Source organism: Mesorhizobium sp. B4-1-3 (assembly GCF_006439355.1).
In the GTDB taxonomy this organism is placed as follows: Bacteria; Pseudomonadota; Alphaproteobacteria; order Rhizobiales; family Rhizobiaceae; genus Mesorhizobium.
Genome location: NZ_VFTG01000004.1, coordinates 171910 through 187726 on the forward strand (window position 1 = coordinate 171910; position 15817 = coordinate 187726).

18 protein-coding genes are annotated in these 15817 nt (G+C 63.7%); 7 read left to right on the forward strand and 11 right to left on the reverse strand.

Going from position 1 to position 15817, the window contains the following annotated elements:
• Positions 1-139: 139 nt before the first annotated feature.
• Positions 140-376, reverse strand: a complete 237-nt coding sequence (locus FJW06_RS07675; protein WP_040995065.1) for an Lrp/AsnC family transcriptional regulator — start codon at positions 374-376, stop codon at positions 140-142.
• 295 nt (positions 377-671) lie between these two features.
• Between FJW06_RS07675 and FJW06_RS07680 the strand changes: the two genes are divergently transcribed.
• Positions 672-1091 (forward strand): DUF4864 domain-containing protein, encoded by a 420-nt coding sequence (locus tag FJW06_RS07680; RefSeq protein ID WP_140750252.1) that lies wholly within the window; start codon positions 672-674, stop codon positions 1089-1091.
• Between the two features lie 61 nt (positions 1092-1152).
• On the opposite strand, the gene tgt is transcribed toward FJW06_RS07680, so the two are convergent.
• From tgt to coaD, 6 genes are read right to left on the reverse strand one after another with little or no spacing between them, the layout of a single operon-like run.
• Positions 1153-2283: a tRNA guanosine(34) transglycosylase Tgt gene (gene tgt, locus FJW06_RS07685; protein ID WP_140750254.1), complete on the reverse strand. Its 1131-nt coding sequence runs from the start codon at positions 2281-2283 to the stop codon at positions 1153-1155.
• A 43-nt stretch (positions 2284-2326) separates the two neighbouring features.
• Positions 2327-3415, reverse strand: a complete 1089-nt coding sequence (gene queA, locus FJW06_RS07690) for a tRNA preQ1(34) S-adenosylmethionine ribosyltransferase-isomerase QueA (protein WP_140750256.1) — start codon at positions 3413-3415, stop codon at positions 2327-2329.
• A complete protein-coding gene (locus FJW06_RS07695; protein WP_140750258.1) occupies positions 3415-3864 on the reverse strand; it encodes a DMT family transporter in 450 nt (149 codons plus the stop codon). The genes queA and FJW06_RS07695 overlap by 1 nt, the downstream gene beginning before the upstream one ends.
• Before the next feature lie 10 nt (positions 3865-3874).
• Positions 3875-4387: a peptidylprolyl isomerase gene (locus FJW06_RS07700; protein WP_140750260.1), complete on the reverse strand. Its 513-nt coding sequence runs from the start codon at positions 4385-4387 to the stop codon at positions 3875-3877.
• Positions 4388-4417: 30 nt separating this feature from the next.
• The gene (locus FJW06_RS07705; RefSeq protein WP_140750262.1) at positions 4418-5023 is read right to left on the reverse strand and encodes a peptidylprolyl isomerase; all 606 of its coding nucleotides are present in this window, start codon (positions 5021-5023) and stop codon (positions 4418-4420) included.
• A gap of 19 nt (positions 5024-5042) precedes the next feature.
• On the reverse strand, positions 5043-5543 hold the full coding sequence (gene coaD / locus FJW06_RS07710) for a pantetheine-phosphate adenylyltransferase (protein WP_140750264.1): 501 nt from the start codon (positions 5541-5543) through the stop codon (positions 5043-5045).
• A gap of 284 nt (positions 5544-5827) precedes the next feature.
• Between coaD and FJW06_RS30050 the strand changes: the two genes are divergently transcribed.
• A complete protein-coding gene (locus FJW06_RS30050) occupies positions 5828-5977 on the forward strand; it encodes a hypothetical protein (RefSeq protein ID WP_181178180.1) in 150 nt (49 codons plus the stop codon).
• Positions 5978-6027: 50 nt separating this feature from the next.
• Here the strand turns inward: FJW06_RS30050 and gyrA are convergent, their stop codons facing one another.
• The gene (gyrA, locus tag FJW06_RS07715) at positions 6028-8814 is read right to left on the reverse strand and encodes a DNA gyrase subunit A (RefSeq protein ID WP_140750266.1); all 2787 of its coding nucleotides are present in this window, start codon (positions 8812-8814) and stop codon (positions 6028-6030) included.
• 173 nt (positions 8815-8987) lie between these two features.
• Here gyrA and FJW06_RS07720 point away from each other — a divergent pair, with 173 nt between their 5' ends.
• The 3 genes from FJW06_RS07720 (at position 8988) to FJW06_RS07730 (ending at position 12459) form a co-directional block, all read left to right on the forward strand.
• A complete protein-coding gene (locus FJW06_RS07720) occupies positions 8988-10706 on the forward strand; it encodes a SulP family inorganic anion transporter (protein WP_181178181.1) in 1719 nt (572 codons plus the stop codon).
• Positions 10703-11326 carry a ParB-like protein gene (locus FJW06_RS07725; RefSeq protein ID WP_140750268.1) on the forward strand — a complete coding sequence of 208 codons (624 nt, stop codon included), beginning with the start codon at positions 10703-10705 and terminating at the stop codon, positions 11324-11326. Before FJW06_RS07720 ends, FJW06_RS07725 begins: the two co-directional genes overlap by 4 nt.
• 119 nt (positions 11327-11445) lie before the next feature.
• Positions 11446-12459, forward strand: coding sequence for a PQQ-dependent sugar dehydrogenase (locus tag FJW06_RS07730; protein WP_140750270.1), 1014 nt, complete (start codon positions 11446-11448; stop codon positions 12457-12459).
• Positions 12460-12524: 65 nt separating this feature from the next.
• Here the strand turns inward: FJW06_RS07730 and FJW06_RS07735 are convergent, their stop codons facing one another.
• Positions 12525-13355, reverse strand: a complete 831-nt coding sequence (locus FJW06_RS07735) for an AraC family transcriptional regulator (protein WP_140750272.1) — start codon at positions 13353-13355, stop codon at positions 12525-12527.
• 85 nt (positions 13356-13440) lie between these two features.
• Here FJW06_RS07735 and FJW06_RS07740 point away from each other — a divergent pair, with 85 nt between their 5' ends.
• Together FJW06_RS07740 and FJW06_RS07745 are read left to right on the forward strand one after the other, a co-directional pair.
• On the forward strand, positions 13441-13974 hold the full coding sequence (locus FJW06_RS07740; protein WP_140750274.1) for a hypothetical protein: 534 nt from the start codon (positions 13441-13443) through the stop codon (positions 13972-13974).
• A gap of 152 nt (positions 13975-14126) precedes the next feature.
• Positions 14127-14756, forward strand: coding sequence for a MarC family protein (locus FJW06_RS07745; RefSeq protein WP_140750275.1), 630 nt, complete (start codon positions 14127-14129; stop codon positions 14754-14756).
• A gap of 24 nt (positions 14757-14780) precedes the next feature.
• Here the strand turns inward: FJW06_RS07745 and FJW06_RS07750 are convergent, their stop codons facing one another.
• Together FJW06_RS07750 and FJW06_RS07755 are read right to left on the reverse strand one after the other, a co-directional pair.
• Positions 14781-15224, reverse strand: coding sequence for an OsmC family protein (locus FJW06_RS07750; protein ID WP_140750277.1), 444 nt, complete (start codon positions 15222-15224; stop codon positions 14781-14783).
• 174 nt (positions 15225-15398) lie between these two features.
• On the reverse strand, positions 15399-15797 hold the full coding sequence (locus tag FJW06_RS07755) for a DUF2306 domain-containing protein (protein ID WP_140750279.1): 399 nt from the start codon (positions 15795-15797) through the stop codon (positions 15399-15401).
• Between the last annotated feature and the right edge of the window lie 20 nt (positions 15798-15817).

Here is a 15817-nt window from a genome sequence, read left to right on the forward strand (position 1 = left end):
GGCCCCGCCGGAGAAAATCAAGCGCAATCGGTGATTTAGGAAGCCGTGACGGCTACTCTATGCAAATTGCCTAAAATCAAGGCGCGGACAGCAAGGCCGGGTCAGCTCCTGCTTGCCGGCAGGGCACAGACAGGCCCGGTCAGAACGCCCGGAAGGTCACGATGGTGAAGGTGTCCTTGATTCCAGGCAGAATCTGCACCCGCTCGTTGACGAAATGGCCGACGTCTTCCTCGTCGTCGATATAGAATTTGGCAAGCAGGTCGTAATTGCCCGCGGTCGAGTAGATCTCGGAGGCGATCTCGGCATCGGCGAGCGCGCTGGCAACCTCATAGGACTTGCCCAGGTCGCACTTGATCTGCACGAAAAATGCCTTCATTGCCCGGTCCTGCCAGCCTCGGAGCAATTCCAGGAAAAGTGGCCTGGCGGTTTTCCGTCCGGAATTGCGTCAAACAAATAGTTGGAACGGGTCGGCGATTCCAGGAGCCGATCCGTTCCAACGAATAAGCGGCCCTTGTGGCAGACTGCCGCCCGGCTTTCAAGCTTCACGCGCCGCGCACCTCAAAGAGCCTCCCGACGCTGAAATGGCGAAATCTTCGCAGCGCGGCGAAACCAAGCCATGCCGCGACACGTATGTTAGATTCGTTCGCCAGCGAATTCCGGGGAGGCAGGCCATGCGCCGCGCATTGTTAGCACTAGCTCTCGTTCCGCTGCTTCTGGCCTCGCTTGCCTTCGCCGGCGATGCCGAGATCAAGGCCGCGCAGACCGTCATCGACAGCCAGTTGAAGGCCTTCATCGCCGATGACGGCGCCACCGCCTACAGTTTCGCCGCGCCGAACGTGAAACGGATATTCCCGACCGTCGACACCTTCATGAACATGGTGACGAACGGCTACGCGCCGGTGCGAAAACCCCAATCCTATTCCTTCGGCAAGGTCGAGCAGACCGCGCCTGGTTCGATCGTCCAGCAGGTGCTGATCGTTGGGCCCGACGGCAAGGACTACGAGGCGGTCTATACGCTGCAGCAGCAGGCGGACGGCAGTTTCAAGATCACCGGCTGCAGCCTGCGCGCCTCGACTTCGGTCAGCGCCTGAGCAATCTCAGGAAAGCGCGGAGCGATTTCCGTCCGGAATTGCGTCAAAATAGATATCGGCGTCACAGCACCGGAATATCGCCCCTCGCCCAGCCTTCGGTGATCTCGGCGGCGCGCGCTTCGAAGGCTTGCGCCGCGATGGCCGCCCGGATGTCCTGCATCAGCTTCTGATAGTAGGACAGGTTGTTCCAGGTCAGCAGCATGGCGCCGAGCGCTTCCTGCGAGCGCACGAGGTGGTGCAGATAGGCGCGCGAGTAATCGCGCGCAGCCGGGCAGTCGCTCTCCTCGTCGAGCGGCCGCGGATCGTCAGCATGGCGGGCATTCCTCAGATTGACCTTGCCGCGGCGCGTATAGGCAAGACCGTGGCGGCCAGCGCGCGTCGGCATCACGCAGTCGAACATGTCGATGCCGCGCGCCACCGATTTCAATATATCGTCCGGCGTGCCGACGCCCATTAGATAGCGCGGCCTGTCGGCCGGCAGTTCCGGGCAGGTGATGTCGAGCATCTCCAGCATCACCGACTGCGGCTCGCCGACCGCCAGCCCGCCGACGGCATAACCCTTGAGGTCCATCGCCTTCAGGGCTTGAGCGGAGCGCAGACGCAAGGCCGCGCTGTCGCCACCCTGGACGATGCCGAACATCGCCTTGCCCGGCTGGTCGCCGAACGCGGTCTTGCAGCGTTCGGCCCAGCGCAGCGACAATTCCATGGCGCGCTCGATCTCCTTGGTCTTGGCCGGAAGCGCGGTGCACTCGTCGAGCTGCATCTGGATATCGGAATCGAGCAGTCCCTGGATCTCGATCGACCGTTCCGGCGACATTTCGTAAGGCGCGCCGTCGATATGCGAGCGGAAGGTGACGCCCTGTTCGGTCAATTTCCGGAGCTTCGACAGCGACATGACCTGAAAGCCGCCGCTGTCGGTCAGGATCGGATATGGCCAGCGCGCGAACTCATGCAGGCCGCCGAGCCGGGCGACGCGCTCGGCGCCTGGCCGCAGCATCAGATGATAGGTGTTGCCGAGGATGATGTCGGCGCCGACGCCGCGCACCTGGTCCATATACATGGCCTTGACGGTGCCGCCGGTGCCGACCGGCATGAAGGCCGGCGTGCGGATCTCGCCGCGCGGCATCGAGACAAGACCGCGCCTGGCCTTGCCGTCGGTAGCAAGCACCTTGAAGGAAAACGTCTCAGCCATTGAACTGCCCGTCGATGGCCGGCGCGCAGACTGTCTTTCGAGATCAACGTCCATCGCTTGTCTCCGCTCGAAAAAGCAGGCTGGCATCGCCATAAGAATAGAACCTGTAGCGGTCCTCGATCGCATGCGCATAGGCCGAACGCATCGTCTCCAGCCCGCTGAAGGCCGAGACCAGCATGAACAGCGTCGAGCGCGGCAGATGGAAATTGGTCATCAGCATGTCGGCGGTGCGGAAGCGATGGCCGGGCGTGATGAAGATATCGGTAGGCCCCGACCAGGGCTCGATCCTGCCGTCGTCAAGAGCCGCACTCTCGAGCAGGCGCAGCGACGTCGTGCCGACGCAGACGATCCGCCCTCCCCGCGCCTTCGCCGCGTTGAGCGCCGCCGCCGTATCCGGGCTCACCGAGCCGGTCTCGGCATGCATCTTGTGATCGGCCGTGTCGTCGGCCTTGACCGGCAGGAAGGTACCGGCGCCGACATGCAGCGTGACGAAGCGGCGCTCGATGCCGTGGGCGTCGAGCGCGGCGAACAGCTCCGGCGTGAAATGCAGCCCGGCGGTAGGGGCAGCAACGGCGCCCTCTTCCCTGGCATAGATCGTCTGGTAATCGGCGCGGTCGCGCTCGTCGTCATCTCGCTTGGAGGCGATGTAAGGCGGCAGCGGGATGTGGCCGACCGCATGCAGCGCCTCGTCGAGGAACGGCCCGGACAGGTCGAAGCCGAGCAGCGCCTCGCCCGCCTCGCGCTTCTCGAGCACCGTCGCGTCGAGTTGGCCGAGGAAGCAGGAATTCTGGTCATGGCCGAAATGGATGCGGTCGCCGGCGGCGATGCGTTTGCCCGGCCGCATGAAGGCCTGCCAGCGGTCCGGCGCCACGCGCATATGCAGCGTCGCCTCGACCTGCGCCACCGCCTCGCCGCGCTTGCGCATGCCTTTGAGCTGCGCCGGAATAACCTTGGTGTCATTGAACACCAGCACGTCGCCTTCGCGAAGCAGCGACGGCAGATCGGAGACGATGCGATCCTGCAGCGTTTCGCCCGGTTTGACGACGAGCAGCCTGGCGCTGTCGCGCGGCTCCGCCGGGCGAAGCGCGATGCGCTCCTCCGGCAAGTCGAAGTCGAACAGGTCGACGCGCATTAGAAAAGCCGGATAAGCAGCGCCCCGGCAAGCAAGAGCACGGCGCCGGCGACGCGGCCAAGCGAGATTTCGCGCACCGCCACGCCAAGGAAGCCGGCGCGGTCGATCAGCATGCCGGCAATCAGCTGGCCGGCGACCAGAAAGGCCATCAGCGCGGCGGCGCCGATCCGCGGCGTCAGGATCGTCGACAGCGTCACATAGAAGCCGCCGAGCATACCGCCGGCAATGAACAGCCACGGCGCCGGCGCCTTCCAGTCGAGCGAGATGCCCTGCAGCTTCACCACTGTGATGGAGATGATGCCGAGCACGATGGCGCCGGACAGGAAGGAAAAGGCGGCGGCCGCGACCGGAAGGCCGAGGCCCTTTGCCAATTGCGAATTGATCGGTGCCTGGATGGCGATGAAGGCGCCGGACAGGATACCAAGCAGGGACCAGACAGCGCCCATCATCGTTCCGCCCTTACTTGACGTCGGCCGCGACCTTCAGCGACACGATCTTGTCGGGATCCTGCACCGGCTCGCCGCGCTTGATCTTGTCGACGTTCTCCATGCCTTCGATGACCTGGCCCCAAACCGTGTACTGGCGGTTGAGGAAGGCGGCGTCGTCGAAGCAGATAAAGAACTGCGAATTCGCCGAGTTCGGGTTCTGTGCCCGAGCCATCGAGCAGGCGCCGCGACCGTGATTGGCGTTGGAGAACTCGGCCTTCAGATCCGGCTTGTCGGAGCCGCCCATGCCCGCGCGCGACGGCGCATAGGTCGGCTTCGAGGAATTGCCGAACTTGACGTCGCCGGTCTGCGCCATGAAGCCGTCGATGACGCGGTGGAATACCACGCCGTCATAGGCGCCCTCACGCGCCAGTTCCTTGATGCGGGCGACGTGCCCGGGCGCCAGCTCGGGATACATCTCGATGACGACCGGGCCCTTGGTCGTCTCCATGATCAGCGCGTTCTCGCGATCCTTGATATCAGCCATGTCAGAAATCCTTTTTGAAAATTGAGGGAGTTATTTGCCGTCGGCCGCGATCCGAACCTTGATCATCCGGTCGGGGTCGGCGACCGTGCCGTTGTCGGCCTCGTCGCCCTTCTTGATCTTGTCGACGAGATCCATGCCGCCGACCACCTTGCCGACGATGGTATATTGGCCGTCGAGGTTCGGCGCCGGCGCGAACATGATGAAGAATTGCGAGTTCGCCGAATTCGGGTCCTGCGAGCGGGCCATGCCGACCACGCCGCGCGTGAACTGCTCGCTCTGCGAGAACTCGGCCGGCAGGTCGGGAAGGTCGGAACCGCCGGTGCCGACGGCTTGCGGGTTGAAGCCCTTCTTCATGTTGCCGAATTTGACGTCGCCGGTCTGCGCCATGAAGCCGCCGATGACGCGGTGGAAGGCGACGTTGTCATAGGCGCCGTCGCGCACCAGCTTCTTGATCTGCGCCACGTGCTTGGGCGCCAGATCGGGACGCAACGCGATGGTCACATCGCCGTCCTTGAGCGTGATGATCATGGTGTTTTCCTTGTCGGCGGCGCCGGCCGGCCCGGATATCGAGAAAAGGGATGCCGCGACAAGGCCGGCAAGCACGACAAGGAACGAAGCGAGCTTCCTCAGCTGCATAGGGATCTCCGGGAAAAGCCTATCTGGTGAACTTGGCGTTGAGCGCGCCGGCGACGGCCGCTGGCACGAATGGGCGGATGTCGCCGCCCATCGAGGCAATCTGGCGCACGAGTGTGGCGGTAATGGTGCGCACGGACGGGCTGGCGGGGAGAAAAACCGTCTGCAATTCCGGCGCCATCGTCTCGTTCATGCCGGCCATCTGCATCTCGTAGTCGAGGTCGGTGCCGTCACGCAGGCCTCGGATCATGATCGAGGCGCCGTGCTTGCGGGCCGCCTCGATGACCAGCCCGTCGAAGGCAACGACCTTGATGCGACCACCGTCGCGGCCGAACTCGGCCTTGGTCGCGGCCTCGATCAGCTCCACGCGTTCCTCGAAGGAAAACAATGGCTTCTTGCCCGGATGAATGCCGATCGCCGCATAGACGGTATCGGCCACTGCCAGCGCGGCTTTCAGCACGTCGAGATGGCCGTTGGTCAGCGGGTCGAAGGAGCCAGCGTAAAGGGCGGTGCGTTCGGTCATGGCAGGCTTCTAGAGCAATTCCAGGAAAAGTGTGAGCAGTTTTCCGTCCGGAATTGCGCAAAACAAAAAGATAGAACGGTCCGCCGTTTCCGACGAAACGCTTTAGGGAGCCTCTCGAAGGATGGCAAATCCCACCGACCGGTCGGCCGTGAACCTTTTCGCGCCGATGAACGACAGATGAACGCGGCAATCACGATCGTTTCACGCAGCGTTCACTAGGTTGGCGCTTCAAGGAATGAAACCAAACCCCCATGTCATCGTTGTAAGCCCAGGAGAACACGCAAATGCTGATCTACATGCTTGCCACTGCAATGACCATCGTGATGCTGATCGCGACTGCATTCGGATTGCACCAAGAAGCGGCGCGGGTGCGCGTCAAGGCCAACACCAAGCGGCTCGATTTCGCGCATCGCAACGTCTATCGTCGTCACTGATACCCGCCAAGACCGAGCCGGCCCAAAAGGCCGGTTGAGCCGGACGAAATCTATTCGCTTCGGCCCGTATCATTCCCATCAGTCTCGCTCGAAGACACGTCTTCCGCCTCCTCGTCAGACTGCGGCTCCGAAATCCGCTCGACCGACACAACCTTCTCGCCTTCGGCCGTGTTGAAGATCGTCACGCCCTTGGTGGCGCGGCTGGCGAAGCGTATGCCGTTGACCGGCACCCGGATGACCGTGCCGCCGTCTGAAACCAGCATGATCTGATCGTCATTGCCGACTGGGAAGGTCGCGACCAGGCGGCCGATCTCGGCCGTCTTCGACACGTCGGTGGCACGGATACCCTTGCCGCCGCGGCCCGTCAGGCGGAAGTCGTAGGACGACGAGCGCTTGCCATAGCCATATTCGGTCACCGTCAGCACGAGCTGCTCATGCGCCTTGAGGAACTCGTAGCGCTCGTCGGAAAGCTCTGCTTCCTCGCCGACCTCCTCATTGGTGAGCGCGATCTCCTCTTCCTCGCCGGCTCCGCCGACGGCAAGCCGCCGCTCGGCCGCCGCGCGCTTCAGGTAGGCTGCGCGCTCGGCGGGTGAGGCATCGACATGCTCGATGATCGACATCGAGATGATGCGGTCGGTCTCGGCCATGCTTATGCCGCGCACGCCGACGGAATTGCGGCTCTGGAAGACACGCACGTCGGAGACCGGGAAACGGATGCACTGGCCGGAATTCGCCGTCAAAAGCACGTCGTCATTGTCGGTGCAGGTCTCGACACCAAGGATCTCGTCGCCCTCTTCCTCCAGCTTCATGGCGATCTTGCCGTTGCGGTTGACCTGGACGAAATCGGACAGCTTGTTGCGGCGCACGGTGCCGCGCGTGGTGGCGAACATCACGTCGAGCTCGCCCCAGTTGCTCTCGTCCTCCGGCAGCGGCATGATCGTGGTGATGCGCTCGCCCTGTTCGAGCGGCAGCATGTTGATCAGCGCCTTGCCGCGCGATTGCGGGTTGCCGATCGGCAGCCGCCAGACTTTTTCCTTGTAGACGATGCCGCGCGAGGAGAAGAACAGCACCGGCGTGTGCGTGTTGGCGACGAACAACCGGGTGACGAAATCCTCTTCCTTGGTCGACATGCCGGAGCGGCCCTTGCCGCCGCGGCGCTGCGCCCGGTAGAGCGACAGCGGCACGCGCTTGATGTAGCCGGAATGGCTGACGGTGACGACCATGTCTTCGCGCTGGATCAGGTCCTCGTCTTCCATGTCCGCCCCGCCCTCGGAGAGCTCGGTGCGGCGCGGCGTGCCGAATTCGTCGCGGACCGCGATCAGCTCGTCCTTGACGATCTGCTGGATACGCGCGCGCGACGACAAAATATCAAGGAAATCAATAATCTCGGCGCCGATCTTGTTCAACTCGTCGGCGATCTCGTCGCGGCCCAGCGCGGTCAGGCGCTGCAGGCGCAGGTCGAGGATGGCGCGAGCCTGTTCCTCGGAGAGATTGTAGGTGCCGTCCTCGTTGATGCGGTGGCGCGGATCGTCGATCAGCTTGATCAGCGGCGCGACATCATGCGACGGCCAGCGCCGCTCCATCAACTGTTCGCGCGCCGTCTGCGGATCGGGCGCGGTGCGGATCAGCTTGATCACCTCGTCGATGTTGGCGACGGCGATCGCCAGACCGACCAACACATGCGCCCGCTCGCGCGCCTTGCGCAGCAGGTACTTGGTGCGGCGGCTGATCACCTCCTCGCGGAAACCGACAAAGGCCTTCAGCATGTCGATCAGCGTCATCACTTCCGGCTTGCCGCCGTTAAGCGCCACCATGTTGGCGCCGAACGAGGTCTGCAGCGGCGTGAAGCGGTAAAGCTGGTTCAGGACGACGTCGGCGACTGCCTCGCGCTTCAATTCGATGACGACGCGGTAGCCCTGGCGGTCGCTTTCGTCGCGGATGTCGGAAATGCCTTCGATGCGCTTTTCGCGCACCAGCTCGGCCATCTTCTCGATCATCGCCGCCTTGTTCACCTGATACGGAATTTCGGTGACGACGATGGATTCGCGGTCGTTGCCGCGTTGTTCGATTTCGACGCGGCCGCGCATGACGATCGAACCGCGGCCGGTGGAATAAGCGCTGTAGATGCCTGACCGGCCAAGCACGATGCCGCCGGTCGGAAAATCCGGGCCGGGCACGATCTCCATCAGCGCCGGCAGGTCGATGGCCGGATTGTCAATGATCGCCATCGCCCCGTTGCACACTTCGACTAGGTTGTGCGGCGGGATGTTGGTGGCCATGCCGACGGCGATGCCGCCCGAACCGTTGACCAGAAGGTTCGGGAAACGCGCGGGCAGCACCTTGGGCTCTTGTTCGGCGCCGTCGTAATTATCCTGAAAATCGACCGTTTCCTTGTCGATATCCTCCAGAAGCTCGTGCGCCAGCTTGGTGAGCCGCGACTCGGTGTAGCGCATGGCCGCGGGCGGGTCGGCGTCGATCGAGCCGAAATTGCCCTGCCCGTCGATCAGCGGCACGCGCAGCGACCAGTCCTGAGCCATGCGCACCAGGGCGTCATAGATCGAGGCGTCGCCGTGCGGATGGTATTTACCCATCACGTCGCCGACGATGCGCGACGATTTCACATGCTTGCGGTTCCAGTGGTAACCGCCTTCCTGCATGGCGTAGAGGATGCGGCGGTGAACGGGTTTCAGGCCGTCGCGCACGTCGGGCAGCGCCCGGCTGACGATCACGCTCATGGCGTAATCGAGATAGGAGCGCTGCATCTCCTCGATGATCGAAATCGGCTCGATGCCGGTGGGGCCGCCGTCCGGCCCGCGCGGTGTCTTCTGGTCGGTCAAATCAGGTCACAATCCAGTCGGGAATCACTGCATGCTTATATAGGAAGCCTCGCCGAAACTCCAATGTCGGCCGGACTTTTCCAGAGACAATTTTGATGGTAATTTCAAATGGATACCGCTGATTGCGACGATATGGCCACCGTCGTTTTCGCCGTCATGCGGCAAGGTCGGCGATGGATCGGGCAAAAACCCCAAGTGCTGTGAACCAGGCCTCATGGCTGCCCTTGCGGGCGTTAAGCGGCTGGAGCGTCAAGGACTTCAACGGCGACCTAGCGGCAGGCGTCACGCTGGCCGCGATCGCCATTCCCGAGCAGATGGCGACGGCGCGGCTCGGCGGTTTCGCGCCGGAGATTGGCTTTTTCACCTTCGTCGCCGGCTCGGTCGCCTTCGCGCTGCTCGGGGCCAACCGCCAGCTGTCGGCGGGCGCGGATTCGACGATCACCCCCTTGTTCGCCGGCGGTCTGGCATTGATCGCCACCTCGGGCTCGCCGCATTACCTGGCGCTGGCGGCCATGCTGGCGCTGATGGTGGGGCTGTTGGTGGCGCTCAGCGGCATTTTCCGTCTCGGCTGGATTGCCGATCTCCTGTCCGTGCCGGTCACGACCGGTTTCCTCGCCGGCATTTCCATCCATATCATCGTCTCGCAACTACCTTCCTTGCTTGGCCTGCCGCCCGAAAGCGGCGAGACGGTGCGGCGGATCGGCGAGATAGGCGCCAATCTCCACCTCACCAATCCCTGGTGCCTGGCAATCGGCCTTGGCGTCTTCGCCGCCGGACAGGTCAGCGCGCGGATCCCGGCGGCATTGATCGGCATGGTGCTGGCGACGCTTGGCGTTGTCGCCTTCGATTTGAGGAACCGGGGCGTCGAGGTGCTCGGCGCCTTGCCGAACGGGTTGCCGATCCCCGGCATGCCGACCGCCGACTTCCAGGACGCGCAGGCGCTTGTCCCGCTGGCGCTGCTGATCGCCATCGTCGTCATGGTGCAGACGGCGGCCACCAGCCGCGCCTTCCCGCCGCAGGATGGCGAAGCGCCCGACCTCAACCGCGACTTCGTCGGCGTCGGCGCGGGCAGCATCGTGGCCGGCCTGTTCGGGGCCTTTGCCGTCAACGCTAGCCCGCCGCGCACGGCTATCGCCGCCCAGACCGGCGGACGCTCGCAGCTTTCGGGCCTGATCGCGGCGGCCATCGTTCTGGCGCTCGGCGCGTTCGGCGGCAGCCTGCTTGCCAACGTGCCGCAAGCGGCCCTCGCCGGCGCGCTGATGTTCGTGGCCCAGCATATCTTGCGCTGGCAGGTGTTCGCCAAGGTCTGGCGCCAGGCGAAGGTCGAGTTCGCGCTGATCCTGATCACCATGATCGCCATCGTCGTGCTGCCGATCGAAACCGGTGTCGCGATTGGCATCGGCCTGTCGCTGCTGCACGGCATCTGGGGCTCGACGCGCACAGCACCGATCGAGCTGGCGCAGGTGCCGGGCACATCGGTCTGGTGGCCTCCGAGCGGTTCCAGCCCGGGCGAGCGGCACTCCGGCGTGCTGGTGGCGGCGTTCCAGGCCCCGCTTTCCTTCGTCAACGCCGACCGTTTCAAGCGCGGCCTGAGCGACCTGATCGACGCCAGGAACGAGGATGTGAAGCTGGTGGTGCTGGAGGCCAGCAACATCGTCGAGATCGATTATACCGCCGCCCAGGCGCTGATCGACACGATCCGCCATTGTCGCGACAAAGGCGCGGTCTTTGCTATCGCGCGCATGGAATCGCTGCGCGCCCAGGCGGCGCTGACGCAGTTCGGCATCGCTGACATCGTCGGCGCTGAGCGCATTTTCCACAGCGTCGACGCGGCGATCAGATCACTTGGTCCGTGGAAACCGCAGCTCAAGAAACAGGATAACATGCCATGATCGATCCTCGAGAGCCCATTGTCACCCCGGTCCCCGTCGAGGATCTGAGGCCGACGCAGATCACGGTCGGCATGCGGGAGGTTGCGCTGAAGCGCCAGATGATCCGGGCGCAGGACGCCAAGAAGAAGACCGGTGTCTTTCTGGGCAGACACATGGTGCCGGTGGTGCTCGGTCCGAAAAACCGCAACTACGTCACCGATCACCACCATCTCGCCCGCGCCTTGCTCGAGGAAGGCGTCAAGGACGTGCTAGTGACCGTGATCAGCGACCTGTCGGCACTCGACAAAGACGCCTTCTTCTTCGTGCTGGACAATCGCGGCTGGATGCACCCCTTCGACGAGAACGGCCGGCGCCGCGATTATTCGGCCATTCCAAAAACTATCGGCGAGCTGGTCGATGATCCTTATCGGAGTATGGCGGGCGAACTGCGCCGGCAGGGCGGCTTCGCCAAGGACACGACGCCGTTCAGCGAGTTCATCTGGGCGGATTTCCTGCGTAGGCGCATCGACAAGGATGCGGTTGCGAAGAACTTCGACAAGGCGATGAAGCAGGCGCTGGCGCTGGCCAAAGGCAAGGATGCGGACTATTTGCCCGGCTGGTGCGGGCCGACGTCCGACTGACGGCTGCCGGGCCTGCACTCGTGCTTTGGCTGTCGCCACTGTCTGCGGCTCCGACTTGAAACGGAAATGAGCCGCTCCAATTGCTCCCAGCAGGACCCCGCTTGCGTGTGGAGATGACAATGGACGTCCTTTCCCTCAAGACCGGATTGCTTTCCGCTGGAATTCGGTTTCTCGCTTTGGCTTCCGTTGCGGCGGTCACTTCCGGCCTGGACCTGAGCGCGGCGCAGGCTGCGCTTCTTGCCCGTGTTCCAGCCGCCCGCGAAATGGCGGTCTGCGGCGACATGCTGTTCGTCGGCACAAAAGGTTCCTCGGTCTATTCGTTGCCAGTGTCCGGGGGGCGCGCCCGAGTGGCCGCCTCGGGATTCTCGGCTGCGAACGGCGTCGCATGCTCCGGCAATCATCTGTTCGTAGCATCGAGGAACAGCGTGACCGCCTTCGACATCGGGACAGACGGCACTCTGAGCGGCAGGCGCGATATACGTCGCGGGTTAGCGAATTCAGGGGTCCATAGTTATCGCTATATCGGGGTCGGTCCTGATTCTCGGCTTTATGTCTCGCTGGGTTCACCTTGCAACATATGCCGGACGCAAGGACTGCAAGGCACGATCGTCAGTATGAAGCAGGACGGGTCCGATTTTCGGCGCGCCGCCTGGGGCGTGCGCAATTCGGTCGGCTTTGACTGGAACGGCGGCACCATGTTCTTCACCGACAACGGTGCCGACAGGATGGGCGATGACATCCCGCCCGACGAACTGAACGAACTCCAGCCCGGTGGATTCTATGGCTTTCCCTATTTCGGTAGCCGGGTCCGGCTCAAGGGATTCGAGAACGCGGAGCCGCCCGCGCAGCAGATTCCGCCCGTCTTCGAGTTCCAGGCGCACGTCGCAACGTTAGGAATCCATTTCTTCCACAGTCTCGGCGGCGACGCTTTGGTCGCCGAGCACGGAAGTTGGAACAGGACGGTCCCGGTCGGCCGCGAGGTCGCACGCGTGCACTTCCAGGGCGGCCGCCCTGTTTCGGTCGCGAGATTCGTCAGAGGCGTTGGTCGCCCTGTAGATGTTAAGGAAGCGCCGGATGGTTCCGTCCTCGTATCCGACGACAGCGGAGGCGCGATTTACGTTTTCAAGCAATGACCACAGGGCACCCGAGACGCCTGGTTATTGGCCAAGTTGCCGGGCCAATCAAAACGCGTACGGCTCTATCGTTTGTGGGATCGCCTGGCTCGGTATGCGCCCGGCGCCTCTCCCATCTCTCGCCGGAACCGGCGGTTGAAGGTCGACAGGTCGTTGAAGCCTGCGTCGAAAGCGATCATCGAGATCGTCGCGTCCGAGCTGCGCAGGCGCACCGCGGCGCGGTGCAGTCTGGTCCTCAGCAGAAACTGATAGGGCGTCATGCCGGCCACGTATCGGAAAATGCGCAGGAAATGATAGGGGCTGGTCGCCGTACCGTCGGCAAGCTCGCTCAGCGAAAGTGGCCGTTCGGCATTGAGCTCGATCAGCCGCACCGCTTCGGCAACCCGTTTCTGGTCGCGGCGGCCGGGCGTTCGGGTCGCGGCGGCGGACCCGGCCGCAGCCGCAGCGACCGCGCCGGCAATGCGCAGGCCGAGTTCCTCGAACGCCTCGTTGTCACTCCTTTCCCGCGCGGCCTCCGCCTCGGCCAGCACCGGCGCCAGCGACGGTAGGGGCGGCAGCCGCGGATCGGCGAAACCCAGACGCTTCGCGCCCGGCAGTTCGGCCACGACGCGCTCCAGATAGGCCGGCGAAAAATGGAAGGAAAGGCAGCGATCGCCGGCGCCGTGCTCGTGCCCGCATTCATAGCAGGCGCCGGGATTTCCGAGCAGGATGGCGCCCGGCACAAGCATCGCCGTGCCCTGGCGCGTGCGGTAGCGGAACGTGCCCCTGGTTACCGCGGCGATGCAGAAGCCGCGATGCTCCTCCTCAAACGGCCTGTCACCGGCGACCGCCGCGCACACCACGTCGGACACTGACCAGCCTGATCCGGAAGCCAGAGTTTTCTGCGTTGTCGTCATGTTCGAAAGATAGCAATTTTTCCCAAGCGACGAACCCTGCCGCGCGCCTATTGCTTGCCCTCTCCTGACAAATGAGGCAGCAACCATGACCGATCCCTTTGCCGAAGCCCTGCACAGCGACGGCCCCATTCCGGACCTCGCCGAAAAATTGAAGCTCTACGGCCGCTTCATCGGCGCCTGGACGTTCGATGCCACCCGCATTCTAGAGGACGGCGCTAGGCTCACCGGTCGCGGCGAGGTGCATTTCGGTTGGGTTCTGGAAGGCAAGGCCGTGCAGGACGTCTGGATCCTGCCCGCCCGCGACGCGGGTCCATCCCCGTCCCTCGGGCCATGGACCTTCTATGGCACGACATTGCGCGTCTACGATCCCGGCGCCGATGCCTGGCACATCTTCTGGAGCGACCCGCGCAACCAGTATTACAGCCGGCAGCTCGGCCGCGCCGAGGGCGACGCGATCGTCCAGCTCGGCGCCGACGGCACCGGCGCGTCGGTGCGCTGGAGCTTTTCACGTATCACCGAAAACTCGTTTCGCTGGCTGGGCGAGCGCTCCCATGACGGCGGCGCGACCTGGCGCATAGAGGTCGAGTTTCTGGCCCGTCGAGTGAATGAGCCTCGATAACGATCGGAAAGTCACCAGGAATTGGAAAGCAGCGATTCCTTGCGCCTGCTTTCACAGCTTCGCGCACCATTTCTCTCCCGCCTGTTTCCACCGACCGGGCTTTGCTCTACCAATTACGGAGGCTGGGCTTCGCCTGGCGGGAGGGGCCAGCGATGCCGAGTTTCGACAGCCTGTTCAACGCCTTCGTCACCATCCTGGTGACCATCGACCCGCCGGGGCTGGCGCCGCTCTTCCTGGCCGTGACGCGCGGCATGAACCGCGAGGAGCGCCAGCAGGTCTCGGTTCGCGCCTCGGTGATCGGCTTCCTGGTCATGGCGCTGTTCGCGATTGCCGGCGCGGCGATCCTGTCGGTGTTCGGCATCACGCTGCCGGCCTTCCGTGTCGCCGGCGGTTTTCTCTTGTTCTTCATCGCCTTCGAAATGGTCTTCGAGCGCCGGCAGGACCGCAAGGAGAAGATCGGCGACGTCGCCATCACCAGGGACATGATCCACAACATCGCCGCCTTCCCGCTGGCGATCCCGCTGATCGCCGGTCCGGGCGCAATCTCGGCAACCGTGCTGCTGTCAGGACATTTTGAAGGTTTTGCCGCTCAGGCAGCGCTGGTCGGCATCATCTTCCTCTGCCTCGTCATCACCTATCTGGTGTTCGTGCTTTCGGAACGCATCGACCGCATACTCGGCCAGACCGGCCGCTCGATCCTGACGCGCCTGCTCGGCGTCATCCTGGCAGCCTTGGCGGTGCAGTTCGTGGCCGACGGTGTCAGGGCGCTGATGGCGGCCTAGTTCATCCGCAGCGAGCCACTCACCTCATTGCCTACTGCCTACTGCCTCTGTCTCTGTCTCTACCACCTCGAAGTCATGCGTGAGCCTCGCCGTCTTGGCCATCATGGCTGACGCCGAGCAGTATTTCTCGACCGACAGGTCGATCGCCCGCTTCACCTTGTCATGCGACAGCGCGCGGCCCTTCACGATGAAATGCATATGGATGCTGGTGAACACTTTCGGGTCGGTCTCGGCGCGGTCGGCGTCCAGCTCGACCACGCAGTCCTCGACCGCCTCGCGGCCTTTCTCGAGGATGTGCACGACGTCGAAGGCCGAGCAGCCGCCGGTACCGATCAGCACCAGTTCCATCGGGCTCGGTCCGGGCGTCTTGCCATCCGGCCCATGCGCCGTGCCCAGCACGACCTTATGCCCACTGCCGGACTCGCCGACAAAGGTGCGTTCCTCAACCCATTTGACGCGTGCTTTCACGTTGATCTTCCTTGAGAAATTCCAGTCCGCGCTCAGGCGTGTTGAGATACAGGTCAGGCCCCGCCGAAAATGGCGGGTTCGGAGAACCGGAGCGGAGCGTACTTGAATACGCGAGCACCGGAAGCGCAGGAGGCCGCCATTTGCAGGCCGGCCTCACCTGAATATCAACACGCCTTACTGGCCGAACACGACGGCGTGCATGATCCGGCCAGGCAGCAGCGTGAAGATGCCGGCGCCGACCAGCGCGAACAGATAGAGTTTTATCATCGCGCCGCGATGCGCGGCGACCTTATGCGTGTGCGCATACCACGCCGCCAGCGGTACCGTGACCAGCACCAGGACCGATAACAGATGGATCGGGCTGAATGGACCGATGAGCCGGATCTGCTGGATCCAGAAACTGGATATGGCGATGACCAGCATCAGCGCCACCCAGGCATAACCCAGCGCGCGGTGACGCAAAGTACCCTTCGGCAGCGCCAGCTGGACGCCGCCGATGGCTAAAGCGGCAAAGGCCGCGAAGGCATGCCATGGAATGGGAGGCGGCGCAGACAGAAGCGGCCCGAGCGACATCGCGCCTCCCCCTCAAACGA